This window comes from Ruegeria sp. C9, from assembly GCF_056537585.1.
In genome coordinates this window covers 113,640-140,022 of record NZ_JBQFRU010000006.1, presented here as the reverse complement: position 1 = coordinate 140,022, position 26,383 = coordinate 113,640, and the positions used below count along the sequence as shown (strand labels likewise).

At 53.9% G+C, this 26,383-nt stretch carries 24 protein-coding genes and 1 pseudogene; 10 read left to right on the top strand and 15 right to left on the bottom strand.

What is annotated here, in order from left to right; translation table 11 throughout:
* Positions 1 to 43 precede the first annotated feature (43 nt).
* The 4 genes from ACR0NE_RS16470 to ACR0NE_RS16455 all read right to left on the bottom strand — a co-directional run bounded on the left by ACR0NE_RS16470 (position 44) and on the right by ACR0NE_RS16455 (position 4,169).
* Complete coding sequence (locus ACR0NE_RS16470; protein WP_170597527.1) at positions 44 to 1,159, bottom strand: lyase family protein; 1,116 nt, start codon at positions 1,157 to 1,159, stop codon at positions 44 to 46.
* Positions 1,152 to 2,666 (bottom strand): tripartite tricarboxylate transporter permease, encoded by a 1,515-nt coding sequence (locus tag ACR0NE_RS16465; protein ID WP_170597525.1) that lies wholly within the window; start codon positions 2,664 to 2,666, stop codon positions 1,152 to 1,154. Before ACR0NE_RS16465 ends, ACR0NE_RS16470 begins: the two co-directional genes overlap by 8 nt.
* 6 nt (positions 2,667 to 2,672) lie before the next feature.
* The gene (locus tag ACR0NE_RS16460) at positions 2,673 to 3,140 is read right to left on the bottom strand and encodes a tripartite tricarboxylate transporter TctB family protein (protein WP_170565254.1); all 468 of its coding nucleotides are present in this window, start codon (positions 3,138 to 3,140) and stop codon (positions 2,673 to 2,675) included.
* Between the two features lie 69 nt (positions 3,141 to 3,209).
* Positions 3,210 to 4,169, bottom strand: a complete 960-nt coding sequence (locus ACR0NE_RS16455) for a tripartite tricarboxylate transporter substrate binding protein (RefSeq protein ID WP_170597523.1) — start codon at positions 4,167 to 4,169, stop codon at positions 3,210 to 3,212.
* Between the two features lie 103 nt (positions 4,170 to 4,272).
* On the opposite strand from ACR0NE_RS16455, the gene ACR0NE_RS16450 reads away from it, so the two are divergent.
* Positions 4,273 to 5,190, top strand: coding sequence for a LysR family transcriptional regulator (locus ACR0NE_RS16450; protein WP_170597521.1), 918 nt, complete (start codon positions 4,273 to 4,275; stop codon positions 5,188 to 5,190).
* Between the two features lie 231 nt (positions 5,191 to 5,421).
* Here the strand turns inward: ACR0NE_RS16450 and ACR0NE_RS16445 are convergent, their stop codons facing one another.
* Entirely contained in the window at positions 5,422 to 6,318 is an 897-nt protein-coding gene (locus ACR0NE_RS16445) for a LysR family transcriptional regulator (RefSeq protein ID WP_170597519.1), read from the bottom strand.
* A 70-nt stretch (positions 6,319 to 6,388) separates the two neighbouring features.
* Between ACR0NE_RS16445 and ACR0NE_RS16440 the strand changes: the two genes are divergently transcribed.
* A complete protein-coding gene (locus tag ACR0NE_RS16440) occupies positions 6,389 to 6,835 on the top strand; it encodes a VOC family protein (RefSeq protein ID WP_170597518.1) in 447 nt (148 codons plus the stop codon).
* A gap of 27 nt (positions 6,836 to 6,862) precedes the next feature.
* On the top strand, positions 6,863 to 7,618 hold the full coding sequence (locus ACR0NE_RS16435; RefSeq protein WP_170597516.1) for an isochorismatase family protein: 756 nt from the start codon (positions 6,863 to 6,865) through the stop codon (positions 7,616 to 7,618).
* A 325-nt stretch (positions 7,619 to 7,943) separates the two neighbouring features.
* Here the strand turns inward: ACR0NE_RS16435 and ACR0NE_RS16430 are convergent, their stop codons facing one another.
* Both ACR0NE_RS16430 and ACR0NE_RS16425 read right to left on the bottom strand, forming a co-directional pair.
* Positions 7,944 to 8,780 (bottom strand): TauD/TfdA family dioxygenase, encoded by an 837-nt coding sequence (locus ACR0NE_RS16430; RefSeq protein WP_170597514.1) that lies wholly within the window; start codon positions 8,778 to 8,780, stop codon positions 7,944 to 7,946.
* 506 nt (positions 8,781 to 9,286) lie between these two features.
* Positions 9,287 to 10,189 (bottom strand): LysR substrate-binding domain-containing protein, encoded by a 903-nt coding sequence (locus tag ACR0NE_RS16425; RefSeq protein ID WP_170597512.1) that lies wholly within the window; start codon positions 10,187 to 10,189, stop codon positions 9,287 to 9,289.
* Between the two features lie 181 nt (positions 10,190 to 10,370).
* Between ACR0NE_RS16425 and ugpB the strand changes: the two genes are divergently transcribed.
* From ugpB to ACR0NE_RS16400, 5 genes are all read left to right on the top strand, one after another.
* Entirely contained in the window at positions 10,371 to 11,681 is a 1,311-nt protein-coding gene (gene ugpB / locus ACR0NE_RS16420; RefSeq protein WP_170597510.1) for a sn-glycerol-3-phosphate ABC transporter substrate-binding protein UgpB, read from the top strand.
* Between the two features lie 61 nt (positions 11,682 to 11,742).
* Positions 11,743 to 12,624: a sn-glycerol-3-phosphate ABC transporter permease UgpA gene (ugpA, locus tag ACR0NE_RS16415; RefSeq protein WP_170597508.1), complete on the top strand. Its 882-nt coding sequence runs from the start codon at positions 11,743 to 11,745 to the stop codon at positions 12,622 to 12,624.
* Between the two features lie 20 nt (positions 12,625 to 12,644).
* On the top strand, positions 12,645 to 13,481 hold the full coding sequence (ugpE, locus tag ACR0NE_RS16410) for a sn-glycerol-3-phosphate ABC transporter permease UgpE (RefSeq protein ID WP_170392936.1): 837 nt from the start codon (positions 12,645 to 12,647) through the stop codon (positions 13,479 to 13,481).
* A 3-nt stretch (positions 13,482 to 13,484) separates the two neighbouring features.
* Complete coding sequence (ugpC, locus tag ACR0NE_RS16405; RefSeq protein ID WP_170597506.1) at positions 13,485 to 14,540, top strand: sn-glycerol-3-phosphate ABC transporter ATP-binding protein UgpC; 1,056 nt, start codon at positions 13,485 to 13,487, stop codon at positions 14,538 to 14,540.
* Positions 14,540 to 15,487 (top strand): glycerophosphodiester phosphodiesterase family protein, encoded by a 948-nt coding sequence (locus tag ACR0NE_RS16400; RefSeq protein ID WP_480459740.1) that lies wholly within the window; start codon positions 14,540 to 14,542, stop codon positions 15,485 to 15,487. Before ugpC ends, ACR0NE_RS16400 begins: the two co-directional genes overlap by 1 nt.
* A gap of 430 nt (positions 15,488 to 15,917) precedes the next feature.
* Here the strand turns inward: ACR0NE_RS16400 and ACR0NE_RS16395 are convergent, their stop codons facing one another.
* The 8 genes from ACR0NE_RS16395 to ACR0NE_RS16360 form a co-directional block, all read right to left on the bottom strand.
* A complete protein-coding gene (locus ACR0NE_RS16395; RefSeq protein ID WP_170565226.1) occupies positions 15,918 to 16,526 on the bottom strand; it encodes a histidine phosphatase family protein in 609 nt (202 codons plus the stop codon).
* 418 nt (positions 16,527 to 16,944) lie between these two features.
* On the bottom strand, positions 16,945 to 18,444 hold the full coding sequence (locus tag ACR0NE_RS16390) for a mannitol dehydrogenase family protein (RefSeq protein ID WP_170597504.1): 1,500 nt from the start codon (positions 18,442 to 18,444) through the stop codon (positions 16,945 to 16,947).
* Positions 18,444 to 19,217 carry an L-iditol 2-dehydrogenase gene (locus ACR0NE_RS16385; RefSeq protein ID WP_170597502.1) on the bottom strand — a complete coding sequence of 258 codons (774 nt, stop codon included), beginning with the start codon at positions 19,215 to 19,217 and terminating at the stop codon, positions 18,444 to 18,446. Before ACR0NE_RS16385 ends, ACR0NE_RS16390 begins: the two co-directional genes overlap by 1 nt.
* Entirely contained in the window at positions 19,214 to 20,218 is a 1,005-nt protein-coding gene (locus ACR0NE_RS16380) for an ABC transporter ATP-binding protein (protein WP_170392707.1), read from the bottom strand. Before ACR0NE_RS16380 ends, ACR0NE_RS16385 begins: the two co-directional genes overlap by 4 nt.
* Before the next feature lie 11 nt (positions 20,219 to 20,229).
* Positions 20,230 to 21,060, bottom strand: coding sequence for a carbohydrate ABC transporter permease (locus tag ACR0NE_RS16375; RefSeq protein ID WP_010443328.1), 831 nt, complete (start codon positions 21,058 to 21,060; stop codon positions 20,230 to 20,232).
* Positions 21,061 to 21,072: 12 nt separating this feature from the next.
* Complete coding sequence (locus tag ACR0NE_RS16370) at positions 21,073 to 21,939, bottom strand: carbohydrate ABC transporter permease (RefSeq protein WP_170392706.1); 867 nt, start codon at positions 21,937 to 21,939, stop codon at positions 21,073 to 21,075.
* 109 nt (positions 21,940 to 22,048) lie between these two features.
* The gene (locus ACR0NE_RS16365) at positions 22,049 to 23,353 is read right to left on the bottom strand and encodes an ABC transporter substrate-binding protein (RefSeq protein ID WP_170392705.1); all 1,305 of its coding nucleotides are present in this window, start codon (positions 23,351 to 23,353) and stop codon (positions 22,049 to 22,051) included.
* Between the two features lie 95 nt (positions 23,354 to 23,448).
* Positions 23,449 to 24,474 carry a LacI family DNA-binding transcriptional regulator gene (locus ACR0NE_RS16360; protein ID WP_170565216.1) on the bottom strand — a complete coding sequence of 342 codons (1,026 nt, stop codon included), beginning with the start codon at positions 24,472 to 24,474 and terminating at the stop codon, positions 23,449 to 23,451.
* Positions 24,475 to 24,595: 121 nt separating this feature from the next.
* On the opposite strand from ACR0NE_RS16360, the pseudogene ACR0NE_RS16355 reads away from it, so the two are divergent.
* Positions 24,596 to 25,300, top strand: a pseudogene (locus tag ACR0NE_RS16355) (FGGY family carbohydrate kinase); the annotation flags it as partial.
* Positions 25,277 to 26,032 carry a xylulokinase gene (locus tag ACR0NE_RS16350; RefSeq protein ID WP_480459801.1) on the top strand — a complete coding sequence of 252 codons (756 nt, stop codon included), beginning with the start codon at positions 25,277 to 25,279 and terminating at the stop codon, positions 26,030 to 26,032. The pseudogene ACR0NE_RS16355 and the gene ACR0NE_RS16350, both read left to right, overlap by 24 nt.
* Positions 26,033 to 26,383: the final 351 nt, after the last annotated feature.

The window sequence follows — 26,383 nt, the reverse complement described above, 5'->3', positions numbered from 1 at the left end:
GTGTTCTGCCACGCTTCGACAAGTCAGGATGCGATGTGTTTAGTTATGATCTATCTAGATGATAGATACTATTCACAGGGCGATAAGACGAAACCAGCAGCGCCATCGCGTTAGTATCGGTCACTAAACTCTTGAACATCCGTTCCGACCAATGCAGCGCGCCGGAAGTCAAAAGAAAGACCTCGGGAACAACGATCCATTCCCCAATCCAGACGCCACCCGATCGTTCATGCTCATGATGGCTCAGTTCACCTATTTGTCCGGCCCGTTGGCGTCCCAGCCGAGCGACGGCCTCCCCAAATTCCGATGCGCGTTGATTTCGTTTGTGGGCCATCGCTGAAGACGATCCTTTGCCAGGTTCATGAACTTCGGCGAATTCACCGATGTCGGATGATGACAGTTGATTGACGTTGTGGGCGATTTTGCACAGCGTCCCGCAAAGCGAGCCAAGGGCGGTGACGATGTCAGCGATACCGTCACGAGCGTTCTGCCAGTGCGGTTCGACGACGTTCAGACCGAGTGAATGAGCAACATCCTGTTTAATCTGGCGACCAATGCCATTTTCATATTCGCGCAAGTCTCCGACGGGGCCACCAATCTGAACATTCAATCCACGTTTTGCCGCCTCTTGAAGTGCCTCAGACCGCCGACCCAGTTCAGATCTCCAGACTTCAAGCTTCGTCGCAAGGCGAATGGGCACAGCATGCTGACCATTGGTTCTTCCCATCATCATTGTGTCTGGATGGGCGGAAATATGATGAGCGATCGCAGCCATGACATCGCCGAGGGTGCTTTGTATTTGCTCAAGCCCCAGTTTCATCTGCATCGCCAACGCCGTGTCCATCACATCCTGCGTGGTCGTACGATAGTGCACATGGGCCGAGTGTTCTGGCAATAGTTGGCGCAACTGTTTGGCCAGTCCTACGATGGGGCGGCCAACAAACATCATCTCTTTCCGCAATTCCTCATGGTTCAGATCGCAGATCGAAATCTCCTCAATTGCTTCAGCAGCCTCAATCGGGATTAGAGCAGCCGCAGCTTGATGCGCCGCAAGAACCTGTTCGACCTTAAGCCAGGCGGATATCGTGGCGTGCTCAGACCAGATCGACCGCATATCGGCGCTGGAAAAGCAATCTCGGTAGATACTGTATTCAAGCATCTTCGAGCCCTCCACGAGAGATGCGGCGTTCTTTGACGATACCTCGGATTCGGAACGCCATGGCAGCAAAGCCGACGATGATGAACGCAAGAGCTATGGGGCGTTCGACAAATATCAGTGCGCCGCCTTCGGACATCAGTAGGGATTGGCGAAAGGTTTCCTCGGCACCCTTAGCCAGCACAAAGGAAATTACGAACGCTGCAACGTTGAAGTCGTATTTCCGCATCAGCCAGCCGGCGAACCCCGCTACGGTCATGACGGTTACGTCAAACATCGATCCACTGGCTGAATAGGCCGCTACAAACGCGGTTAGGAAGATCAGTGGATACAGCACATTGGTCGGAATCTTCAGGATCAGGCGGGCAACTTGTGTGGCGCCGAAATAACCGATCAAGCCATAAGCCAGAATACCCAGCATGCCGCATGCGAAAAGTTTGTACACCAGCTCCTTATCCGTCAGGAATAAGGTCGGACCAACCTGAATGCCGTGGATCAGGAAAACGCCCAGCAATATTGCCCCGATGGTCGAACCTGGAATGCCCAGCGTCAGCAATGGAGCCATTGATGGACCGGACACAGCATTATTAGCAGCCTCAGGTGCGGCAACGCCTTCTAGTGCCCCCTTGCCCCACATCTCGGAGTTGTTTGCGCGGCGTTTGCCTTCTCCATAAGAGATGAACGCCGCGATCGCCGATCCCAGGCCGGGCAATACTCCGATGCCTGCGCCGATGAACCCACCACGCAATGCGTGCGGAAGACAGGGTTTGTATTCCGCCCAGGTCAGACTGTTGCCATCCGCTGTGGTTTCATTCTCTTTGGTCTCTCCGGTAGCCTTGCGGCGGGATTCTAGCTGCGCGAATACTTCGCCCAATACAAAAACACCTATCATCAGGGGTACCAAGCCGATGCCATTGGATAGATCGAACGATCCGAATGTATAGCGCTCTTCGCTTGAAATCGGGTCCAGCCCGACCATGGCGATCAGAATGCCCATCAAGGCCGATGCCAGACCCTTGACGATGGAATTGCCAATGACAGAACCGATTACGACAAAAGCGGCAAAGTAGATGGCGAAAGTCTCAGGCGGGCCGAGTTTCAGTGCGACGGCCGCAATGAAACCTACACCGATGACCAGCAGGACATCCCCCATCAGGTCGCCGATGACGGACGAGATTGTCGCAACTTTCATAGCTTTTCCTGCTTTGCCCGCTCGTGCCAACGGATAGCCATCGATCTGAGTCGCTGCACTGGCCGCTGTTCCGGGTGTGTTGAACAGGATTGCTGCGATCGAGCCGCCGTACCGACCGGACTTGCCGATCACATACAGAAATGCCAACGCAAAGATCGGCGACATATAAAAGGTGATTGGAAGCAACATCGCGATAGCCGCAGAGGCAGTCAGGCCAGGTGTCGCACCAACCACCATCCCAACCGCCGCAGCAAGTACGATGGCAAAGAGCAATGTAGGGTCAGTCACCACCGACAGAAGTGCAGGAAAGATCTCCATGATGTTTTAGCCCTGAATCCAGCTGAGAAGGTCGAAAACTTCGCCATATGGCGGGTACACACCCAGCAGGACAAAAAAGATGAGATGGAAGACCAGCGGGCAAAGAACGATCGACAAAACCAATCCGATCCGACTGCGTACGCCGAAAATGTAGAGGACGATCGGCGTCACGATCGCAGTCGGCAGCAGGTAGCCGAACCAGCGGAACGACTGCTGGTACAGCATAGCGATGATAAACAGACCTATGATCTGTAAAGTCGCGTTGCTGTCTTGATCGTCACTTGTATCACCCGCCGTCTGGCGCGTTGCGCTCAACACCATAACACCGGACAGAGCAAGTAGAGCGAGAGCAGCGGAGAACGGCACAATCCCGGCCCATGTATCGCCCGGCGATGCGGCCGGTACTTGCCAGGCCCCCCAGATTGCAAAGATTGAGATGAGGGCAAGCACCAGACCTTCTGCATAGGCACGCATGTCTTTCCTCCGAGATATCAACATGAACAAGGGGGTCGGGTGACCATTGTTCACCCGACCATGAGGACATTAGTTGGTCAGGCTTTGGACCAAGGGAGTGGCGTCCTCTTTCATTGCGGATAGGGTTGTTTTTGCGTCCGCTCCATTCTGGTAGACCGGGCCGGTTCCGCGTGAGGCAAGGAGTTCCGCAAATTCTGGCTTGGCGGCAATTTCTTCCAGCGCGGTCTCCAACGCAGCAATCACTTCTACCGGTGTGCCCTTAGGTGCAAAGACGATCACTGGGGATGATACTGCAGCGAATGGAATTCCCAGCTCACCAAAAGAGGGGACATCAGTCATGATCCCATCCCGCTCCTGACTGTTGACGGCCAGTGCCCTCAACTGTTCTTGAAAACCAGCAAGTTGCTGAACGCCAAGGAACCCGAAATCAGCCTGCTCGCCGATCAGGGCAGCCCGGGTCGGCCCGCCGCCTTTGAATGGCACATCCTGGGCGTCAATCCCGTTACTGGCCAGAAAGCCCAACCCACCGACGTGGTGGAATCCACCACGCCCCGAGTGTGCCCAACGCAGCTCGCCGGGATTGGCCTTGGCCGCGTCAATTAAATCCTGAACGGTCTGATACGGACTGTTGACTGGTACCATAAGCGACGTCTGCAATTGTCCTACCTGAGCGACAAAATCGAAGCTCTCCAATGCATCAATGTCAGTATCTCGGGTCATCGTCGACAAAAGGAACGATCCTCCGGATGTCATCATCAGAGTATACCCGTCGGGCCGTGCGCCAACCACCGCATTGGCCCCATTCAGGCCGCCCGACCCCGGCTTGTTGACCACAACAACGGGCACATCCAGCGTGCCTTCCGCCGCGGCCGAGATGGCGCGGGCATAGGCGTCAGTACCGCCCCCGGCCTTGTAGGGAACAACCAGGTTGATTGGTCGTTTTGGCCAATCCGCTGCAAAGGTTGCGGTGGCAGTCGTGGTGACGGCTATGGCGGCAATAACAGCACCAAGAAGCGTTCTGCGTTTCATGAGTAACCTCCCAAATTCGCTTGGGATCAAATTACGCGAAAACATCAATTGTAAAAAATGCAAATATGTTATCTACTCTTGCAAAAATTGAAAGTATGGATTGATGAACACCAAGGCCCTACGCGCCTTTCGCGCAACATTGTCCGAAGGCTCGCTGGTTGCCGCATCCGAGATTCTGCACCTTAGCCAGCCTGCGATCAGCCGCTTGATTTCGGGGCTCGAGGCCGAACTCAAGCTGACGCTGTTTGACCGCAGCGGCCGCAATCTGACCCCGACACCCGAAGGGTTGGCGTTCTACCGCGAGGCAGGCCGTATCCTGGACAACCTTGATGAAGTTCCTCGGATCGCTGCCGAAATCCGGGCAGGTCGCACGGAAACTCTGAGGATTGTAACCATGCCCCGAATTGCGCAGTCGCTGTCAGCCCCGGCCGTAGCGCGATTCATGAAGACCAGCCCCGGCACCAATATCAACCTTGATGTCCGGGCAAGACGTGAAGCGGGGAAATGGTTGGCCGGACGAGAATACGATATCGGTATTGGTGCTTTGCCCGTCGATCATCCGGGCATTGTCACTAAACCTTTGTTGAGAGTGAGAGCACAAGCGGTCTTACCATTGGATCATCCTCTTTCCATCCGAGAAGAAATTACGGCGAGTGATCTCGCGGAAGAAACTATCATACGCTTGATGCACGGTCTGTTGTTGCGCGACCAGTTGGACGATATTTTTCACTCTGCTGGTGTCACACCAAAGCAAACTTGCGAAGTGGCAGCATCTCAACTCGCGTGCTCGCTTGTTGCAGAGGGTGCTGGTGTAACTGTTGCGGACGAGTTGGTCGTCGCCCAAACCAATTCGGACAAACTAGCACTTGTACCGGTGACGCCTGAGCGCTGGATGACGTTTGGCCTGCTTTACCCGATCGTGGATGCGAAGTCCGATGCCTTGCTTTCATTCGAAAAGGAGTTGTTTGGCGTGGTCAACGCGTTGGCTCAACTAAGCCCGACGCTTGAACGTGTTCGATGACCCTGTTTGCCGGATTCCATGTTTCGACAGATTAGGAATTGCGGGAAAGATGTAATGATTGCAGTTTTCTACCCATTATTTCCCATCAGTCAGCTCATTGCTGCCTATCGTGGCGTAAGTAAAACTATGACGTGGTTGATCAAATCAGACATTGCTGCAAGGCGCGATACTGTCCGCAAGAAGACTGCTCACAGCAAACGAAGGACTTTGAAACTTCGGCGGCACCTGACTTCAGCCGCTCATTTCGACCAGAAAATCGATCATAGCGCGGGTCTTTGCGGGCAGGTTGTCGCGGCTGGCATAGATCACATGGACTCCGATAGAAGGCGGGCTGAAATCGGGTAAGATCGCCACCAATGCCCCGGCATCCAGTTCAGCCTGACAGGAGAGCTGAGGCAGACGTGTAATCCCACGACCAGCAAGGGCCAGCACCTTTTCGGTATGACCATCGTTGCATCGAATACGAGGAGCGATTGGAACCGCGATTGCCTCACCATCTGGTCCTGGGTAGGTCCAGTTTTGGGTGGCCCCGTGAAACGAAAAATCAATTAGTTGATGCCCCTTTAGGTCATCGGGGTGGCGGGGCGTGCCGTTTCGTTTCAGATAGGCGGGGGAAGCCACTGTAAGACCTTGTGTGCGAAAAAGTTCGCGTGCAATCAAATCGGACGGAGGCAAATCACCGATGCGCACCAGCAGATCGATGCCTTCACCGATCATGTCGGCCCGGCGCTCGGATATGTCAATGTTCAGATCAACTTCGGGGTATCGCTGCAGAAATTCGGGCAACCGATCGTTCAGCCATCCATGTGCAAAAACCACAGGAACGCTCATCCGAAGCTCTCCAAAGGGTCTGTCGCCGATGGAATGCAACCTGTTTTGTACGGCGCGGGCGTCATCCACAATCCGGCGGGCGTTTTCATAGTATATGCGCCCGGATTCCGTCAGGCTGATCCGACGCGTGGTCCGATTCAATAACCGGGCGCCAAGCCGGGCCTCAAGCCGTCCGATTTCTTTACTGACATGGCTAGGCGTATGGCCCAGCAGTTTTGCGGCGGCACTCATGCCTTCCTGTTCCACTACTGTGCAGAACAGAACCACGCCGTCGAACAAATCCTTATTATGATCCATTTGGAATAAATTACCTTCCAGATGAGCTATTAAGCATCAATACAAGTATAGTTACATTGGTTGCAGTGTAATGAAAGGCCAAACCATGTTGGATATAAGAAACTTCGATCACATTGGTATCCGCATCAGCGACCGCGATACATCAGTCGCCTTCTATGAGTTGCTGGGATTCGAGTTGATCGCGGATGGCGGCTATGACCATGGCCATCCGTTGGTGATGCTGCATCCGTCCGGGATCAACATCAACCTGTTAGGCCCCGCTACAGCAAAAGCTGGTGAAAACGTCTTGATGGATGAGGTCGAGAAGTTTCCCGGCATCACGCACCTGGCCGTCAAGGTAAGGGACGCCGAAGCAACCGAGGCCTTTGTTACCGAACACAGCATAGCCATCACAGGCCGTCGAGAATTTCGCGGTACCAAGACAATTTTCATCCGCGATCCGGATCGTAATGTCCTGGAACTTGTTGGTCCCGGACCATCTGTCGCGCGACTGATCGCCGAGCATGTGCACGGTTGAACCCCCATCATTAATGGAGATGCTCCCATGACCACTTTCATCAAACCGTTCGCCGCAGCCCTGAGCTTGACGATCAGCGCCGTAGCACTCCCAGCAACCGCAGAAATACCTATGATCAAAACAGTGGATGGTGTCGCAACATACCCAGACGGCTATCAAGGCACGCCTGTCCGAGCCGCAGATAATGACCCGTTTCTGTCACCGACCAACTCGGCGCTGATCCTTATCGACTACCAGCCGCCGATTTTGGCTGGGGTTAAGAATATCAACCACGAAGAGCTGATCAACAATACCACGGGTCTGATAAAGACCGCCGTGATCTACGACATCCCGATCATATTCAGCCATGTAGCCGTAGGATTGAACGGCTATGATCCTATGATCGAAGATTTGCGCGAACTGGCCCCGAACGCGGTATTTGTTGACCGGACCAATGTGAACGCTTGGGAAGAGCCTGAATTTGTAGCTGCAGTTGAAGCAACGGGCCGAAAGAAGCTGATAATGGGCGGTCTTTGGACGGATGTATGTCTGGCTTATCCCGCGATTGAGGCCGAGTTGGCCGGATATGACGTCTACGTTCCGGAAGATGCCGTTGGATCGATCACTCAGACCAGCCACGCAAACGGCATGCGCCGCATGATCGAGGCTGGTGTTGAACCTATAACATGGAATGTGGTTCCAGCCGAACTGCAACGCGACCACGCGCGCACCGATAAACTGCAGGCCGTCACTCGCGTGTTTATGGAGCATCTTTTCAAAGTTGACCCGGACTCAACCTGGTAAATTCAACATCTGTCAGGGGCTTCGGTCCCTGACGAATTCTGCTTGAAATCAGGCTTTGCCTGTTTGCACTTGAGCAATTTCTAGAAAGCCGGCGTCGGTTACTATGGGGAACCTGATTGGGACAGCTCCCCGCTGCTGATTGCGGTTCAGCAACAATTTGTCCTTCCGGGCACAAACACCAAAATCGAGAACAGCCCGAACCCACCATTTGCTTGAGGTTGCCATTGTGACGGTTGGGTCCGTCAAATCAGGCATTCGCGACATTGGCAATTTAATGGTCCGAACTCACACCATAGGCAATTTTGCGCACCCTCGGGGCTGTATTCTATGTCGGCTGAATGGCGGAAACAGCTGAGCCCTCCACAGTTACTCGATGCATCAGGCGTCGAAATCCGTGATAGTCGTTGATGGCCTTGTGCCATGTCGCTCGGTTGTCCCACATGGTGATGTCTCCAGTCCGCCATCGGACGCGGCATTGGAATTCAGGTTGTTTGCAATGTTCATAGAGCATGGCAAGGATTGCATCGGACTCCTCACGGGAGAGGCCCTCGATGTGCGTGGTAAACACCGGGTTCACGAATAATCCGCGACGCCCACTCAAGGGATGCGTGATGACTACTGGGTGGCGTGCGTCTTGAACGGCGTTTTCTGCGTTGCTCAGACGCCCGCTCGTTGCAGCCTCGCTTTCTTGCGCAGCTGCACCAAAGACATGCCGCGATGAATGAATGGCTGTAAGCCCATGCAGAAACTGGCGCACCGGCACGGACAGTGCGTCATAGGCTGCGCCCATTGAAACAAAAAGCGTGTCCCCGCCGTATGGCGGCATTTCGATGGCATGGAGAATAGAACCCATGGCGGGTTCTTGATCGTACGAATGGTCGGTATGCCAACCTTCGCCGACCGCTTCTCTTTGATCCTTTTCCTTAAGCACCATGGCGATCTCAGGATGGCCATCGACAGGTCTGAAGAATCGATTGACATTGATCGGACCGAAGCGACGGGCAAATTCCAGGTGATCGTCTGGGCTGACCTGCTGATCTCTGACGACGATCACAGAGTACTTTGCAAACGCGGCGTGAATATCTTCAAACTGGGTACTGTCGCGGATGTCAGCATCCATGATCTCAGCTCCCAAACCGCCTGTCAGTGGTCTTATGTCCATTATTCTGCTCCTTGCTCTAGTGGCGGAAGTTTAAGGGTGGCCAATGATCGGAGAAACTGAACTATCTGGACACAGTTTTGTTGGTGCTGCGTAAAACCTGCATCTGAACTGGCTCGATCATTTCGTGTACAGTGCGCTGGTTCAGCATAAGTGCGTTTACGTTGTTCAAACTTAACCTTCGATAACATCGGTCCCCGCATTTCGATCAACCTGCACTACGGATAAGCCTGCCTCTTACTGCAGCGCTAGCACGTTGGTCAGACGAATGCTATTTGCGCGGTCAAATGGATTTTGGCGAGCAAGGATTAGGAAGCTTGCAATTGATGCTCCTTTGCGAAATTTATGGCTGTTTCACTGATCATGGCTGAATGGGTGTGGATCGCTTTGGTGCTGGATCCGGATGATGCCCAGAGGTCTCAAAACTCTGATGTTTCTTATGCAGAAAGGGGTAGGTGATTTGTCGGCAGCGCAAAGGCTCTTTCATGTGCCGTGGTTTTTTGACGGGCTCATTGGGCTTTGAACGGTTTTAAGCTTTCTTGAAACTGTTCGATGAATTCGAGTGTCACTAGTGACGGTTGTTTCAATATTGGGCGCACAAGCGATAGTGTATGTGGAAGCAATGGCTTGAACGGCCTATAGCTCAATCCACGCGTTGAATACTGGACGGCGTCCAACTCGCTTACCACGGAAACTCCGACACCTTTTAGTGCCAACTCACAAGCTGCGGTGAACTGCCTGACTTCGATGTGGGAATTCAACTCTACGTTGGCGCTCTGAAACGCTTTGGAAAGCCGCCCAAAAAAGTCGCTGTCGCGTCGTGTATGGATAATTTTAGCCGTTGTAATATCCGCTGGTGTCACCTCGGAGAGGCTTTCCAATTCATGCCCGGTGGGAAACACGCAAACTGTGCGGACATTGATGTTTCTGCTTTCAACGGCCGGGTGACCGGTAAAGCTGTCCGTGATCCCGAAATCATACTGCTCACCTATCATCCACTCGAGAATCCGTTCCGGTCGGTCTGGTTCAATCGTCAGGGTGACGCCGGGACGATCCTGCAAAAACTTGGCGACGACATCGGGAAGATGACTTGTGGCGAACCCCGGTAAGCAAGCGACGCGGATGTGACCCGCTTTGCGCAGTGTGATGTCCTGACTGACATCCGAGATTTGCTTCATCAATTCCAGAACGCGCTCTACGCTGGGTTGCAGATATCGTATCTCCTGCGAGGGTACCAAGCGACCTTCGCGACGATCAAAAAGCTGAAAGCCAAGTGATTTTTCCAGATCAGAAAGCAGTCTGCTGACTGCAGGCTGACTTATCCCAAGATCCGTAGCTGCAGCAGTGACCGACCCATTGATGGAAACGGCCATGAGCGCTTCCAATTGCCGGATCCGCAAAGTTTGACTCATATTTTGAACCTGGTTCGTTGTTTCCCTGGTTGGTTTATAATGTAATGTTATGTTTTTCTCAAAAATTAAATGCTTGAATTATAAAATTGTAACGTTAACGTCGTGAAATCGTCATGTGTGCTGATTACGCGTTGCGGTCGGTATTCAACGAAGCATCAACCCCTGATGCATGGGAGGAATCATGAAAAAGAATTTTCTAGGCGCTCTCGCCTTAGCAACTGCTCTGTCGCCGGTGGCGGCTATGGCGCAAACCGAAATTCAGTTCTGGCATGCCTTCACCGGTCGACTAGGCGATCTTGTGAAGGCTCAGGTTGAAGAGTTCAATGCCAGCCAAGATGAGTTCACTGTAGTAGAAAGCCATAAAGGCAACTATTCGGAAACCTTGAATGCGGGTATTGCTGCTTTCCGAGCAGGTGAACAACCACATATCCTGATGGTTTTCGAAGTAGGCACGGCAACGATGATGTCGGCCGAAGGGGCTATCAAACCAGTGTATGAAGTGATGGCTGAAAGCGGTGCATCATTCGATCCTGATGCCTACATTGGTGCCGTCAAAGGCTACTATACGACCACTGACGGGGACATGCTGTCGCTGCCCTTCAACTCGTCCACACCCGTTCTCTGGGTCAATCGCGATGCTATGGAAGCGGCGGGTGTTGACCCTGACACGGATTTGTCGACCTGGGAAAAGGTTGGTGACGTTCTTGACCAGCTTAAGGCTGGGGGTGAAGACTGTCCGCTGGTCACTGCTTGGCAAAGCTGGATCCACCTTGAGAACCTTTCGGCCTATCACGACGTCCCATTCGCATCGAAGGACAATGGATTTGCCGGTCTTGATACCGAGCTGATGTTGAACGGACCGACGCAGGTGGCGCACCTGACCGCGATGGGTGACTGGGCCAAAGATGGTAAATTCATCTATACCGGCCGCAGAAACGAAGGTGGCGCGAACTTCCGGGCAGGTGAATGCGCGCTATTCACCGAAAGTTCGGCAGGTTATGCTGGCATCAGCTCTGAGGCTGAGTTCGAATTCGACGTGCGCCCATTGCCCTATTGGGAGGCGGTCGTAAGCGAGCCGCAAAACACCATTATTGGTGGCGCTTCGCTTTGGGTGATGGAGGGTCACGATCCTGAAGAATACAAAGGTGTCGGTGAATTCCTGAGCTTCCTTTCGTCTTCGGACGTTCAGGCGAACTGGCATCAGAACACAGGATATCTTCCAATCACCGCCGAAGCTGGCGTCGCGACCCGAAATGCTGGTTTCTATGAAGAAAACCCAGGTACTGACATTGCTGTCATACAGATGACCGCCAAAGAGCCGACTGCGAATTCGAAGGGTCTGCGTCTGGGGTCGTTTGACCAGATTCGCGGCATCATCGACGAAGAGCTCGAGGCTGTCTGGTCCGGTGAAAAGACCGCTCAGGAAGCAATGGACAGTGCGAAAGAACGCGGCGATGCCCTGCTGCGCCGGTTCGAGTCTGCCAATCAATAAGTCCTAATTCGATGCGGGCCTGTTTCGGGCCCGCATCTTCTTTATTCGGTGGTTTATCGGGATGGAAAAACGCGTCACCTTTCGCGGCTGGCTTCTGCCATTGGCTCTGATCGCCCCTCAGGTCATTATCTCCGCCGTTTTCTTTTTCTATCCGGCCGGACAGGCGGTTTGGCAGTCTTTGTTCATACCTGATCCCTTTGGGCTGTCGTCCCAATTCGTGGGGTTCGGCAACTTTGAATTCCTGCTGAGCGATAAATTCTACCGTGCTTCTTTCGTGACGACGGCGGTGTTTTCAATGCTCGTGACACTGTGTTCAATGATCCCGGCGTTGTTTCTGGCCGTCATAGCGGACCGCCTGATCAAAGGATCGGGTGTTTACCGGACGCTGCTGATCTGGCCCTACGCCGTTGCCCCCGCTGTTGCAGGCGTGCTGTGGCTGTTCATGTTCAACACGCGTGTTGGTGTCGTGTCGTGGTACCTCGGCCAGCTTGGTTATGACTGGAACCACGTTCTGAACGGCACCGAGGCCATGGGCCTGGTGGTTGTAGCCTCAGCCTGGGGGCGTATCAGCTATAACTTCTTGTTCTTCTTCGCAGCGCTGCAGTCGGTCCCAAGATCGGTGATCGAGGCTGCGGCAATTGACGGCGCGCGCTTCTGGCGCCGGTTCTTCACAATCGTGCTGCCGCTTTTGTCACCAACCGCGTTCTTCCTGTTGGTGGTGAATGTTGTCTACGCATTCTTTGAGACCTTTGGCGTCATCCACACGATCACTGGCGGTGGCCCACAGCAGGCGACGACCATTCTAGTCTACAAAGTCTTCTCGGATGGGTTCGTTGGACAAGATCTCGGTTCGTCCTCCGCTCAGTCCGTCATCCTGCTTATTGTCGTTGGTCTGCTGACCGTCATCCAATTCAAATACGTGGAAAAAAGGGTGCACTACTGATGGCAGCCCAACAACACGGAATGGTCGAAAAACGTGGCATGGGGATCTGGTTGACCCATGCCATGATGATCCTTGGCGTCTTAATCATCTTTTTCCCGATCTGGCTGGCGTTCGTGGCATCGACTGTGACCCAGCCGGAAATCGTGTCGCCGCCCATGCCCATTCTTCCCGGCGATCAATTCTGGGAAAACTATAAGGCCGCGCTGTTTTCCGGCGTGAACGTCCCGGTCGCCACAATGTTGTTCAACAGTCTCGTGATGGCCATCGGAATCGCAGTGGGCAAGATCATAATTTCGCTGCTGTCAGCTTTTGCGATCGTCTATTTCCGTTTTCCCGGGCGAACGACGTTCTTTTGGCTGATCTTCCTAACGCTGATGCTTCCGGTCGAAGTTCGTATTGTGCCGACGTTCGAAGTTGTCGCCGGGTTCGGCATGCTCAACAGCTACTATGGGCTGATCTTCCCCTTAATCGCCTCGGCCACGGCAACGTTCCTGTTCCGGCAGTTCTTTCTGACGATCCCGGATGAACTGGCCGAAGCTGCACGCGTCGATGGTGCCCGCCCGATGCGGTTCTTCATTGATATCGTGGTCCCCATGAGCCGAACGAATATCGCGGCGCTATTCGTGATCCTTTTTATCTACGGGTGGAATCAATATCTCTGGCCGCTGCTCATCACTACCGATCCTGAAATGAACACCATCGTGATGGGTATCAAACAGATGTTCCCATCCGGCGACGACGTGGCGGAATGGCCGGTCATCATGGCCACTTCGATTTTGGCAATGATCCCGCCGGTCATCGTAGTGGTGTCTATGCAAAAGCTCTTTGTCCGCGGCCTTGTCGATAGCGAGAAATAAAAAATGGCAACAGTAAACTTAGAGAATGTCAAAAAGAGCTTTGGCCCGACGGACGTTATCCATGGCATCGACATAGATATTGCGGACGGTGAATTCATTGTGATTGTTGGCCCTTCGGGCTGCGGAAAATCCACGCTTTTGCGAATGGTTGCGGGCCTTGAAACCGTAACGTCCGGTGAAATCCGGATTGGAGGAGAACGAGCCAACGACAAAGAGCCGATGGATCGCGATATCGCGATGGTGTTCCAGAATTATGCGCTCTACCCACATATGTCGGTGCGCCAGAACATGGGGTATGGGCTAAAAATCGCGGGGCTTCCAAAAAACCAGATTGACCAGAAGGTGACTGAGGCCGCCAAACTGTTGCAGCTGGAAGCTTTGTTGGACCGCAAACCCCGGCAGCTTTCAGGCGGTCAACGCCAAAGGGTGGCAATGGGGCGGGCAATTGTTCGCGAGCCGGCGGTTTTCCTGTTTGATGAACCACTCTCAAATCTTGATGCCAAGCTGCGTGTTCAGATGCGTTTAGAAATTCGCGAGCTTCAGGAAAAGTTAGGAATTACATCGCTTTACGTGACTCACGATCAGGTCGAAGCGATGACGATGGCAGACAGGATGATCGTGATGAACGGAGGCATCGCTGAGCAGATTGGGACGCCATTGGAGGTATATGAAACACCAGGAACCCTTTTCGCGGCTCAGTTTATTGGTAGCCCTGCAATGAATATCTTTGATGCTCAGCGTGAAAACGGAACGGTTAAGATAGGGGGCTTAGAGATTGGTCCATCCACGGGGCCTGATACCCCACTAAAGCTTGGAATCCGACCAGAGCATCTGTTTCTGGACAACAATGGTCCGTTGGAAGCCGCTATTCAGATGGCGGAACCGCTAGGCGCAAACACCTTGTTGCATGGCCAGCTCACGGATGCAGGCGACGCGATCACGATAAGCCTTCCGGGTGTCCACCCAATAGAAGGCCGGCATCCGAGCATGCGGTTCTCAGTTGCCTCAGAGCACATGCATCTGTTTGACCATTCATCCGGCAAGAGGTTGGAAGGCTGATGGTCTTTCCACAGGTTGAAGCCTTTCGTGGTGGCAAAAACCTGATCCGGGTTGTGGGGCATCGAGGTGCGCGGGGTGTGCTGCCCGAAAACAGTATGATTGGCTTTGACTTTTTGCTCTCTATCGGCGTCCCGCTGCTTGAGTTTGATGTTGTCCTGACGGCCGATGACGTACCGGTCATAACCCACAACCATCGGCTGCATGCTCCCAGCTTTCGTGACGCAAATGGCCTGTTTCTGACCGGAGAAGAGCCGAAGGTCTCGTCATTGACGTTCGAGCAAATCCAGCAATTTGATATCGGGCGGTTGGATGGTCATTCGGCTTATGGCCAACGGTTTCCGGACCAGGCTCTACTGGATGGCATCCGTGTTCCAAAGTTGCACGATTTGCTGGATTTGGTTGATGATCCAAAATACGGTGATGCCTATCTGATGCTCGAACTGAAGTCGGATCCGGATTTGGCTCACGATGCGCTTTACAGGAAGAAATTTGTCGGGCGGGTTCTTCAAGAAGTACGTGACAAAGGATTGTCGTCGCGCGCGGTGCTCCACAGTTTTGATTGGAACCTGTTGGAGGAGTGTCAGCGGCAGGCTCCTGACATGCCGTCTTCCTACCTGACGCAGCTTCCGGAAAACGCGGCGGATGTCGGTGAGGATTCCTCGAAAGCGGTTTGCCCTGACTTTCGTGGTCGTCGTGATGAAATTCCAAATTTGGTCAAGCAAGCAGGCGGTTCGCTTTGGTGCCCATACTACACGGATGTAACGGCTGAAAATGTGGCGCGCGCAAAAGAACTGGGCCTATGTGTTGCCGTGTGGACGGTCAATTCGCACGAAGAAATAGGCAGAATGATCGACCTGCGCGTGGATGCAATTGTATCTGATTATCCTGGGCGGGTTCAAAGGCATCTGTCGGATTTGGGCATGAGGTGGAGTGTCGATTGCCGGTGAGCACCGCGCCACAAAAGCTGACGCCGTTCATGTTCTTTTCAGTTGCAGTTGGGAAGGATCAGACACATCAACTAGCCTAAATTTGCAAAAGAACCATCGTCTAAAGTACCGTGCAATTGTTAGGTAGCCGCATTGGATCATGCCGAAAGGCTGGCCAATGGATGCGATTAAGATCAGTGTGCAGCAGAAATTGCTTCGCTTGGAGAGGTCGGCGTGAACAGTGTGTTACACTAACAAAAAACATACCGAGAAAAACAAATCTATCCTTGAAGTGGCGCATTCAACTAGAGGGGCGCAGTTTGTGAAAACTCAGTGTCGTATTGAATTTGCGGTGAATGAGCCGATATCCCCCGCTTCATCGAGATAATAATTTGGACCTGCAACCAACGGAAAACCGGATACTCGGGACAAATGCCCAATCAACGAAGCTTTAGTGTTCAATGTAGGCTGAATGTCCGTCTTGCAACCTGATGAAGCCGTCTTGAGGTTCGTTCAATTCAAATACCTCTTGTGCGGATAGGCCCAGGAAGATTCCTCGAAACACGCGGGATGTTAATCCGTGGCCAACAATTATCACTGTTCCTTCGAACGAGCTGCTCGAATACCATGAGGAAACACGATTGTGCACGTCAGCATAGGACTCTCCACCCGGGGGTGGATAATTCCAGCGATCAGAGCATCGCGCTTCCCATTCCTTGGGAAACTGTCGAGTGATCTCTTTTTCAGTCAATCCTTCCCATTGCCCGAAACTGCATTCCACCAAACTGGTCTCGTACTCGATGATTTCTGGCGGCAGACCTAGTTCCTTGATCACGATTGATGCTGTCTGTGCAGCTCGGCCAAGCGGGCTCGAAAATATTGTAAGCGAATGATCGAAAAAAAGGCGGCTTCGTAGTTTACTTGCGTTTGCCAATGCTTGACGAATGCCTCGTTCGGTCAGGGGCGAGTCCCGACGTCCTTGCCTCCGTTTTTGGGAGTTCCATTCGGTCTCGCCGTGACGAAGCAAATAGAAGGTTGGGCTGATGTTCTGGTCTCGCACTTGTTGACTATTTTATTCATCGACGCAAAGCGAAGTAATTCTGATTTTTTTAGTTTAAGCAGTATCTCGTCTAAGCAGGCAACTGTTGTCGAAAAAAGCAACCAATCCTCTGGTTGACACAATTGATAACACGAATGAAGGGCCGCTACACGACCTGTGCGTTAAATGAGGCGTCGCTCATTTTGATCCTTTAAGGGCTCTCCGCCGACTTGGTTTGCGCTTAAATTCGATGACATCTTCTCGGATGCGTGGACATGATGGAAGAACTTATAGGCGAAAATCGCAAAACTTGCGCGTAGTGGGTATTGGGGTCGTATCAAAATCAACGGCTTCGCTAAGGCCGAATGGCTGAATACTGTGTCGCTCGATATTCGTATCGGCGACTGACCCTGCTCTCAAAGCGCGTTCAGAAAAGGGCTCAACTGCGATTGATATATTCCGAGATAGCTGCCCGACTGCCGTGTTTCCAGATCGTAGTTAGCCAGAAGGCAAAAGCTCTGGGAAAGTCTGCGCCGAGGGCGCAAGCATCGCTATAGTGTTGCTGGCCGACCCAGAGTTTTGGATCGTCTTTGGACGCCAGCGAAGCTTTCTGTAGACTCTCCCATTGGGGGTCATTGGGGGCGATTTCGGAGCCATCTTCACGGTATCCTGCACACATCCGGCACCAGAAAGCTTCGGCCAGCGCGAGCCCGCTTATGGAAAAGCCTGCCGCAAGTGCATCGCGAAGTGACGGCAGCAAGAACCCGGGGTGTCGCGCCGATCCATCGAAAGCAACCCGGCGCGTCGTGTCGTGAATGGCCGTATTTGCAAATCGCGTCTCAACCTGCTCAAGGTATTCATTTGCAGTCGCACCGGGGACGGCTGCGACATGAGGCAGAATTTCTTCTTCTTGGACCTTTCTGAAAAACGCCAGGATATCCCGGTCCTGCATGCAATCCGAAATTGTCGGGACATTAAGTATTTCGCCGACATTAGCAAGCAACTGGTGACCGCCGTTCAAAATGCGCAGTTTCATCGTTTCATAGCTTTGGACATCACGCGTCAGCGTGACGCCAACCTGTTCCAGGGGTGGGCGCCCGGCGCAGAAATCGTCCTCGATCACCCATTGGCGATAGTTCTCGTGCGATACGGGTGCTTGGTCATCGACGCCAAGTGCGTGGCATTGTGATATCACTTGGTCTGTTGTAGCGGGCACGATGCAATCCACCATTGAATTGGGGAATGCGCCGTTCTGGTTTATCCAGTCGGCCAGAGCAGGGTCAGACAGGCGTGCTAGACCGACAACGCAATTCCTCAGGATCACGCCATTATCCTTAAGGTTATCGCAGCTCAGCGCGGTGAAGGGTTTGATGCCCTGCGCCCTGCGCTGCTTGAGCGCCGCAATGATCGCACCGAAGGCCGTGCGCGGCTGGTTTGGATTTGCTGCATCATGAAGAATTTCTTGGTGATCTGTGTCGAGGGCACCCGTGTTGGCATCTCGGTAATATCCACCTTCGGTCACTGTCAAAGACACAATCTTGATGGAAGGCTCGGACATCTTGCGGATCAACGCTGCATTGCCTGCCTCGACCGGAAGATAGTCGATCATCGGACCAATTACCTGGGCGGACATCCCTTTCGGGTCCAGTTCGATCAATGTCGTCAAGCAGTCCTGCGCCAGCAGACGCCCTCGCATCTCGGAATCGTAGCTTCGCACACCGGCTCCGATGATTGCCCAGTCGTGGGCCTGACCTTGCTGCATCAACTGATGGATATACCAAGCCTGATGCGCGCGGTGAAAATTCCCAAGACCGATATGGACAATGCCGGGCGTCAGATCCGAGCACCTGTAAGATGGGGTCCTGACAGTTGTCGGCAGGTTTGAAAGGTTATCTCGCCTTAGATGTACTGCAGGATTTGCGTTTGCCACAGGATTCATCAGCTCATCCAGTTTCCGCCATCGACGTTATATGTCTGGGCGACAATGTACCTGGCTTCGTCAGAGGCCAGAAACACAGCCATCCCGGTCAGATCCTCTGCGCGACCCATCCGCCCATAGGGAACAGCTGCCGCCACTTCGCGTTTCTTTTGGCCGAGCGGTTTATCTTCATGTTTTGCAAAGAACGCATCAACGCCGTCCCAATGCTCGCCATCAACAACACCCGGAGCAATTGCGTTCACGTTGATTCCATGAGCGATCAGGTTCAGCCCTGCCGATTGGGTCAGCGATATGATCGCCGCCTTGCTGGCGCAGTAAACCGCGACCAAAGGTTCCCCCCTTCGCCCAGCCTGAGATGCCATGTTGATGATCCGACCTTTGGTCCCGTGCTCGATCATGTGCCGGGCGACCGCTTGCATCGTGAACAAAGCACCCGAGACGTTGATGTCAAACACGCGGTTGTAGTCTTCCCGCTCAATCTCAACGATTGGGGCGGCGGTGAAGATTGCCGCATTGTTGATCAGAATGTCGACAGGGCCGAAATGTGTAGCGGCTCTTGCGACGGCCTCATCTATGCTTTGTTGGTTTGTCACGTCCATCTCGATGGCGAATGCAACCTGACCCAATTCTGCGGCGGCGTCTTTCGCACGCTGGATGTCGATGTCGGCGATGGCAACACGCGCGCCTTCTGCAACATAAGCTTTGGCAAAGGCCAATCCGATGCCTCGCGCAGCCCCGGTGATCAGGGCGGTTTTGCCTGCCAAGCGTGTCATTCGATCCGCAAGCCTTTCGCGTCAAACCGATGGATGACATCTGCACGCGGTGTCAGGTGAATTCGATCCCCATGGCGGAAGCCGACCTCACCATCTGCGCGGACGGTAATGGTTTCGGCCAGGCCGGTCTCGTGGACGTGAAAAAAGGTGTCCGATCCCAAGTGTTCTGAAACGCTGACGATCCCGGACCATTCACCTTCAGTTTCCGAAACCGCGATGTGTTCCGGGCGAATACCGATTGTTTGTGCACCGTGTTTCGCCGCCTCTGGTCCTTCGATGAAGTTCATTTTGGGCGAGCCGATGAACCCTGCAACAAACAAGTTGCGCGGCGTCCGATATAATTCAAGCGGGCTGCCGACCTGTTCGATCACACCGGCCTGAAGCACGACGATCTTGTCGGCCATTGTCATGGCTTCAACCTGATCGTGCGTCACGTAAATCATCGTTGTCGCCAGACGTTCGTGCAGTTCGCTGATCTCTAGCCGCATGCCGACGCGCAGCGCCGCGTCTAGGTTTGAAAGGGGCTCGTCGAACAGGAATGCCGCGGGCTCACGAACAATGGCGCGACCAATGGCAACGCGCTGGCGTTGCCCACCGGAAAGCTGTCCCGGGCGGCGGTCGAGATAATCGCTCAGGTTCAGGACGCTTGCCGCGCCTTCGACTCGCTTGTCGATTTCGGCCTGATCCAGCTTGGCCATACGCAAGGGAAAGGCGATGTTCTTGCGCACACTCATATGCGGGTACAAAGCATAAGACTGGAACACCATTGCCAGACCACGTTTGGCGGGCGGTACGTCGGTTGCATCCGCGCCATCAATGTCGATGGAGCCCGAAGTGATGTCCTCTAGCCCAGCAATGAGCCGCAACAGCGTGGACTTGCCACAACCAGAGGGCCCGACGAAGACGGTGAATTCACCGTCCTCGATAGTCAAATCTAGTGGTGGAATGACCTCTACGTCACCGAAGCTTTTGGTCACTGACTTGAGTTGGATACGTCCCATAGTCGTCTTCCTTATTTCACAGCGCCGAAAGTCAGGCCGCGGACAAGTTGTTTCTGGCTGAACCAGCCAAGGATGAGGATTGGTGCGATCGCCATGGTCGATGCCGCGCTGAGCTTGGCGAAGAACAGGCCTTCGGGGCTGGAATAGCTGGCGATGAATGCGGTAAGCGGCGCTGCGTCAACGGCAGTCAGGTTGAGCGTCCAGAATGCCTCGTTCCAGGCAAGAATGAAGTTCAGTAGCACGGTCGAGGCGATGCCGGGCACGGCCATGGGTGTCAACACATAGAGGATTTCTTCTTTCAGCGTGGCACCATCCATCCGGGCGGCTTCCAGAATCTCACCGGGGATTTCACGGAAATAGGTGTAAAGCATCCAGACGATGATCGGCAGGTTGATCAGCATCAGCACCACGACCAGCCCTCCGCGCGTGTCCAGTAGACCCAACCGGATGAACAGCAGATAGATCGGGTAGAGAACACCCACCGCGGGCAGCATCTTGGTGGACAGCATCCACAGCAGGATGTCCTTGGTACGCTTGGACGGCACGAAGGCCATGGCCCATGCTGCGGGCACTGCGATGATCACGCCCAGAATGGTTGATCCACCTGCGATGATCACCGAATTCCACAGGAACCGCATGTAATCCGAGCGTTCCTGTACGATTGCATAGTTCTCGAGCGTCCAATCGAAGTTCAGGAACAGCGGTGGGCTGGCGATCGCCTGAGCCTCGGTTTTGAAGCTGGTCAGGATCGTCCAGAGGATCGGGAAAAAGATCAGTAGACCAACGGCCCATGCAAGGGCGGTGTTCAGCGATTTACGACGGGATGTGACGGCGCGGGCCATGGTCGTTCCTCCTCACGCGTCCAGGTTTTTGCCGACGATGCGCATCAGGAAGATGGCAACGATATTGGCAAGGATGATGGCGTAGACACCTCCGGCTGATCCAAGGCCGACATTCTGGCTTTCCAGCACGCGCTGGAATATCAGGTAGGTGAGGGTTCGGGTGCCGAAGGCGCCGCCGGTGGTCACGAAGATTTCGGCGAAGATCGACAGAAGAAAGATCGTCTGGATCAGGATCACGATGGTTATCGCGCGGCTCAGATGTGGCAGGACGATGTGATAAAAGCGTTTCAGGACTGGCGCACCATCCATTTCGGCTGCTTCCAGCTGTTCACTGTCCAGTGACTGAATTGCGGTCAGCAGGATCAGAGTCGCGAAGGGTAGCCACTGCCATGAGACGATCATGATGATCGAAGTCATCGAGGCCTCGGATAGCCATGAGATCGGCTCGGCCCCGAAAAAGCGCCATAGATGGGCCAGCAACCCATTCACAGGATCCATGAACATGTTCTTCCACACCAACGCAGACACCGTGGGCATGACAAAGAAGGGAGCGATCACGAGGATACGGACAACGCCCTGACCCCACATGGGTTGATCCAGCAGCATCGCTAGTAGAATGCCTAGAATTACGGTGATCACCAAGACGCCGCCTACGATCATCAACGTCGCTTGCACCGCGGGCCAGAAGGAGCTGGACGAGACGAACCGGACATAGTTGTCGAACCCGACCCAGCCCAAGTCGCCACCGCGAAGGGGCAGATACTTCTTGAAGGAAAAATACAGCGTCATCGTCAGGGGCACGAGCATCCAGCCAAGTAGCAGGACCACTGCGGGTGCCATCATCAGGCGCGCGACGGATCGGGAATGTTGAGTTGCCATGACGCAAACCCTCTCTGTTCAGGCATAACCAAAGCCTGCGAGAAAAACGCGAGTTGTGGAAGGGTAGAGCGGGGGGCAGACCTCTGCCCGCCCGCCGGGGAGGGATGCCTCAGTAGCCTGCGGCTTCCATTTCTTCGGTGGTGAAGGCCTGCGCTTTGGCGAGTGCTTCGTCCACTGACTGCTGTCCGGCATAAACTGCCGAGAACTCCTGACTTACTTGCGTAGCGATACCGGCAAACTCGGGGATCGCGACGAACTGGATACCCGTGTATGGCGTCGGCTGTGCGCAGCAATTCTGTGGATCGGCCATCAGGATCGACTCTAAGGTCATGTTCGCAAAGGGAACTTCCTTGTAGTTCGGGTTCTCATAGAGCGAGGTTCGCGCGCCCGGCGGCACATTGGCCCAGCCTTCATTTTCGGCCACCAACTCAATGTAGTCTTTCGAGGTCGCCCATTCGATGAATTGCTTTGCCGCGTCCTCTTGCTGCGTGCCCGCTGGGATCGCTAGCGCCCAGGCCCACAACCAATTGGCGCGTTTATCTACGCCTTCCGAGTTCGGTGCCAGTGCAAAACCAACCTTGTCTGCCACTGTTGAGTCGTCAGGATTGGTCACGAAGGATGCCGCGACGGTTGCGTCGATCCACATGCCACACTTGCCCTGCTGGAACAACGACAGGTTTTCATTGAACCCATTGGTGGCGAAGCCTGCTGGGCCAGATTCATTCATCATGTCGACGAAGAAAGTGAGCGCTTCTTTCCATTCCGGCTGATCGAACTGGGGCTTCCAATCCTCGTCAAACCAGCGCGCGCCGAAGGAATTGCCTGTCACGGTGATAAAGGCGCCGCCTTCACCCCAACCAGCCTTGCCACGTAGGCAGATACCGTTGATGTCATTGTCCCGATCCGTCATTGCAGCGGCAGCTTCGCGGATGAATTGCCAGGTAGGCGCGTCGGGCATTTCAAGGCCGGCCTGTTCCATCAGGTCAGTGCGGTACATGATCATCGAGCTTTCACCATAGAATGGCGCTGCGTACAGCGTCCCTTCATGGCTTAGGCCCCCCGCCATTGCGGGCAGAATGTCCCCGACATCGTAGTCTTCGGACAAACCATCTAGCGGAACCAACCAGCCATTCGCGCCCCAGATGGGCGTCTCGTACATGCCGATGGTCATGATGTCGAACTGACCGCCCTTGGTCGTGATGTCGGTGGTGACGCGCTGACGCAGCACGTTCTCCTCCAGCGTTACCCATTCGACGTCGATACCGGTCGCTTCGGTGAATTTGTCAGTATAGCCCTGCATCCGGATCATGTCGCCATTATTCACGGTGGCGATCGTGATAGATTGCGCGTGGGCTGCGGCCGTAGCGACGAATGTCAATGCAGTCGCCGCGCGAAGTGCGTGCTTCAGATACATCCCTGTCCTCCCTGAGCTTGGATGTCGTGCAGAGAGCGTAGAGCGTAAATTGTCGCGCCGTCAATAAAAACTTTACGCGCGTTAAAATTATCGAGTTATGCCGAATTCCTTAATACGAGCCGCGCAGGGAAAAGGGTTTCTGTTCGTGTCTCAAATTCTCCCCCATTTTCAATGAGTTCGAACAGCGTTTCGACACTTCTTCCGGCCACGTTGTCGTAGTCATGCGCAGCTGTGGTCAGAGAAGGGCAGGTGAATTTTGCGAACGGATGATCGTCATTTGAGGCCACGCGCAGCGTGCAATCGTTCTTGCGTCCGACCCGAATCCCCTGTTCGTAACAGGCCGCAAGAAAGCCAATTGCGAGTCGGTCATTGCTGCATAGAACTGAATTCGTCCTCAATTGACGCTCGTCCAGAACTTTCAACGCGCCCCGGTGACCGATTTCTTCAAATGCCCAGCCTATGCCGTCGACTTTGATGATATGAGGCTCGAACCCGAGACGCTCCATCACCTCAACATAGGCTTTTCGACGTTTGTTGGCGTTCGGATTCGCAGGCGTACGCATTTCAAAGAAAGATGGCGGTTCGCCCGTGCGGGTCATGTATTCGACCGTTTGTGACACAAAACTGAAATTGTCCGATCCAACAAAGGCAGCCCCCAAACCATCCAGGTTACTGTCAAATAAGACCGTTGGCACGTTGGCACAGAATTTCTCGATCGCGGATCGGTCCGAGATACGCCCCAAAGGGGCTAGCAAAACCCCGGCGGGTTTCAGGGATTGCAGGCCGTCCAGAATTTCGTTCTCGAGCTTTTGCTCGCCATGTGAGCTGAAGAGAGACGGTCGATAGCCCGCCGCGATGCAGGATTGTTCCAGATACCGTGCGATTTCTGCAAAGAAAGGGTCAGACAAATAGGGTACGACGATGCCGATATTCTTGGTCAGCTTTCGGTTCTGGTTCACCGCATAAATGTTAGGGCGGTAATCAAACCGTTCGAGCGCTTCTTCGATGCGCGCCCTTGTCGTCGGGCGAACACTTTCGGGATCATGGAAATATTTGGATACTGTGGGCCGCGAAATGCCGCTGAGGGCCGCGAACTCTTCCATATTCTTAATCTTGGTCATGCTAGTCTGCCTGCGGATCATAGCCGCCTTGATTTTATCGTATCTTTACATATTCTTTGCGCGCGCTAAAAAATCAATAGCCAGACGGTCTCCGAGTAGTTGAACGGGGCGAGGGGTTTGAGTGTATCTCGGGATCGATATCAGAACTTCGGCTGTCAAGCTTGCCTACGCGGATAGGGACCGGATTCTCGCGACATCTTCGGTGGGGATACAGACATCTTCACCCCAGCCCGGCTGGTCTGAGCAGCACCCGGACCTTTGGTGGAAGGCGACAGTAGACGCTTTGAACCAACTTGTAGGCCGAATTGGATTGTCCGAAATCAAGGCCGTCGGATTGTCCGGTCAAATGCATGGTGCCGTTTTGCTGGACCGCGATCTGCGTCCGATCCGCCCGGCGATCCTTTGGAATGACAGCTGATCAGCACGCGAGTGTGATGAACTGCGTGCGGCCGAACCACAGATTGGACAGATTGCGGGTGTCCTGCCCTTGCCAGGCTTTACCGCACCTAAGATTGCAGGGCTTAGACAACATGAGCCCGAACATTACGGTCGACTTGCCCATATCCTGCTGCCCAAAGACTACATCGGCTTATGCCTGCATGGAGAATTGGCAACCGATACGTCCGATGCGGCCGGAACAATGTGGCTCGATCAGGCGTCGCGCAAATGGAATGCCGCTGTCACCGAAGCCACATTTGTAAAGCCCGACTGGTTACCGCCAGTATTCGACGGTCAAACGGTTGTTGGGAAAGTGACCGCACGTGCTGCGGCAGAGACAGGGCTGAAACCCGGTATTCCCGTCGTGGCTGGAGGAGGGGACGCGGCAACAGGGGCGGTGTCATTGGGTGCTACCGAGCCAGGGCGTGGGTTCATCTCACTTGGGACATCCGGTCAGCTATTTGTGGCTAATCGAAGTTATAAGCCTAACCCTGAACGCTATGTTCATGCTTTTGCACACACGCTGCCCGATCGTTGGTATCAAATGGCTGCGATGCTGAACGGGGCAAGGCCCATTTCATGGATTGGGGATCAGTTGGGGCTAACTTCTACCGAAGTTGTCGCGCTTGCTGAAACGGTCAACGGTGATCGCGTTCCGATTTTTCTGCCCTATCTGACGGGCGAACGCAGCCCGCACGGAGACCCACGTATTCGGGCCAGTTTCTTTGGACTGGAGGATTCAACAACACGTGCTGACATCTGCCGCTCTGTAGTTGAGGCAATTGCGTTTAGCTTTGCCGATGCAGCGCTCAGTTTTGGTGACACAATTGACGACCTGCCCGAATTGGCCGCCATAGGAGGCGGCAGCCGATCAGAATTGTTGCTTGGTTTGATTGCAACGGTGATTGAAAAACCCATTGTACGATCTGATGGGGCGGATTCCGGTCCGGCATTTGGCGCAGCCCGGCTCGCGGCGTGTGGTCTCGGCGTGTTGACGAAAGCCGATTTGGCATATCAGCCGCCCACAACAGAAAGGTTTGAACCCACTGAAATGGCTGCACTTTCCGAGCGGTTGATGAAATTCCGCCGACTTTATTCTGCGGTTAAAGGTATAAATTGATCGCACTAATAATCATCAGTATTTAGATCGTCCCCCGCGCTAGATGGACCTGCGTTGGTGAAGCAATAGGCATGACATGGATCGACGTATGGGTGATAACTACGTCTGGGAGGTGCAGATCATGCCGTCAATTTTCGGTAGGATTAGGTGCTGCGGATCTGAGTTTTGGGCTGAGCTATGGCTATCTTGACCACAATGAAATGCGTGATGTTAGCGACCCAGAGCCCCTCAGGAACAAATCTGCACCATTACAGCAAGAGCGAAAGGGGTTGCGAAGCAAAAACTCGTTATCGGCATAGCCATAGATTAATCCATGTTTCTTGGCGGTTGTTGATAGATACTCGTGGCCCT

Coding starts and splice junctions, on each gene's coding strand:
- ugpE (WP_170392936.1), top strand. CDS start 12,645: ATGGTCGAAAAACGTGGCATGGGGATCTGGTTGACCCATGCCATGATG.
- ACR0NE_RS16430 (WP_170597514.1), bottom strand. CDS start 8,780: ATGGACATAAGACCACTGACAGGCGGTTTGGGAGCTGAGATCATGGAT.
- ugpA (WP_170597508.1), top strand. CDS start 11,743: ATGGAAAAACGCGTCACCTTTCGCGGCTGGCTTCTGCCATTGGCTCTG.
- ACR0NE_RS16435 (WP_170597516.1), top strand. CDS start 6,863: ATGACCACTTTCATCAAACCGTTCGCCGCAGCCCTGAGCTTGACGATC.
- ACR0NE_RS16360 (WP_170565216.1), bottom strand. CDS start 24,474: ATGACCAAGATTAAGAATATGGAAGAGTTCGCGGCCCTCAGCGGCATT.
- ACR0NE_RS16375 (WP_010443328.1), bottom strand. CDS start 21,060: ATGGCCCGCGCCGTCACATCCCGTCGTAAATCGCTGAACACCGCCCTT.
- ACR0NE_RS16365 (WP_170392705.1), bottom strand. CDS start 23,353: ATGTATCTGAAGCACGCACTTCGCGCGGCGACTGCATTGACATTCGTC.
- ACR0NE_RS16460 (WP_170565254.1), bottom strand. CDS start 3,140: ATGCGTGCCTATGCAGAAGGTCTGGTGCTTGCCCTCATCTCAATCTTT.
- ACR0NE_RS16465 (WP_170597525.1), bottom strand. CDS start 2,666: ATGGAGATCTTTCCTGCACTTCTGTCGGTGGTGACTGACCCTACATTG.
- ACR0NE_RS16455 (WP_170597523.1), bottom strand. CDS start 4,169: ATGAAACGCAGAACGCTTCTTGGTGCTGTTATTGCCGCCATAGCCGTC.
- ACR0NE_RS16440 (WP_170597518.1), top strand. CDS start 6,389: ATGAAAGGCCAAACCATGTTGGATATAAGAAACTTCGATCACATTGGT.
- ACR0NE_RS16470 (WP_170597527.1), bottom strand. CDS start 1,159: ATGCTTGAATACAGTATCTACCGAGATTGCTTTTCCAGCGCCGATATG.
- ACR0NE_RS16380 (WP_170392707.1), bottom strand. CDS start 20,218: ATGGGACGTATCCAACTCAAGTCAGTGACCAAAAGCTTCGGTGACGTA.
- ugpB (WP_170597510.1), top strand. CDS start 10,371: ATGAAAAAGAATTTTCTAGGCGCTCTCGCCTTAGCAACTGCTCTGTCG.
- ACR0NE_RS16385 (WP_170597502.1), bottom strand. CDS start 19,217: ATGACACGCTTGGCAGGCAAAACCGCCCTGATCACCGGGGCTGCGCGA.
- ACR0NE_RS16370 (WP_170392706.1), bottom strand. CDS start 21,939: ATGGCAACTCAACATTCCCGATCCGTCGCGCGCCTGATGATGGCACCC.
- ACR0NE_RS16425 (WP_170597512.1), bottom strand. CDS start 10,189: ATGAGTCAAACTTTGCGGATCCGGCAATTGGAAGCGCTCATGGCCGTT.
- ACR0NE_RS16390 (WP_170597504.1), bottom strand. CDS start 18,444: ATGAATCCTGTGGCAAACGCAAATCCTGCAGTACATCTAAGGCGAGAT.
- ACR0NE_RS16450 (WP_170597521.1), top strand. CDS start 4,273: ATGAACACCAAGGCCCTACGCGCCTTTCGCGCAACATTGTCCGAAGGC.
- ACR0NE_RS16400 (WP_480459740.1), top strand. CDS start 14,540: ATGGTCTTTCCACAGGTTGAAGCCTTTCGTGGTGGCAAAAACCTGATC.
- ugpC (WP_170597506.1), top strand. CDS start 13,485: ATGGCAACAGTAAACTTAGAGAATGTCAAAAAGAGCTTTGGCCCGACG.
- ACR0NE_RS16445 (WP_170597519.1), bottom strand. CDS start 6,318: ATGGATCATAATAAGGATTTGTTCGACGGCGTGGTTCTGTTCTGCACA.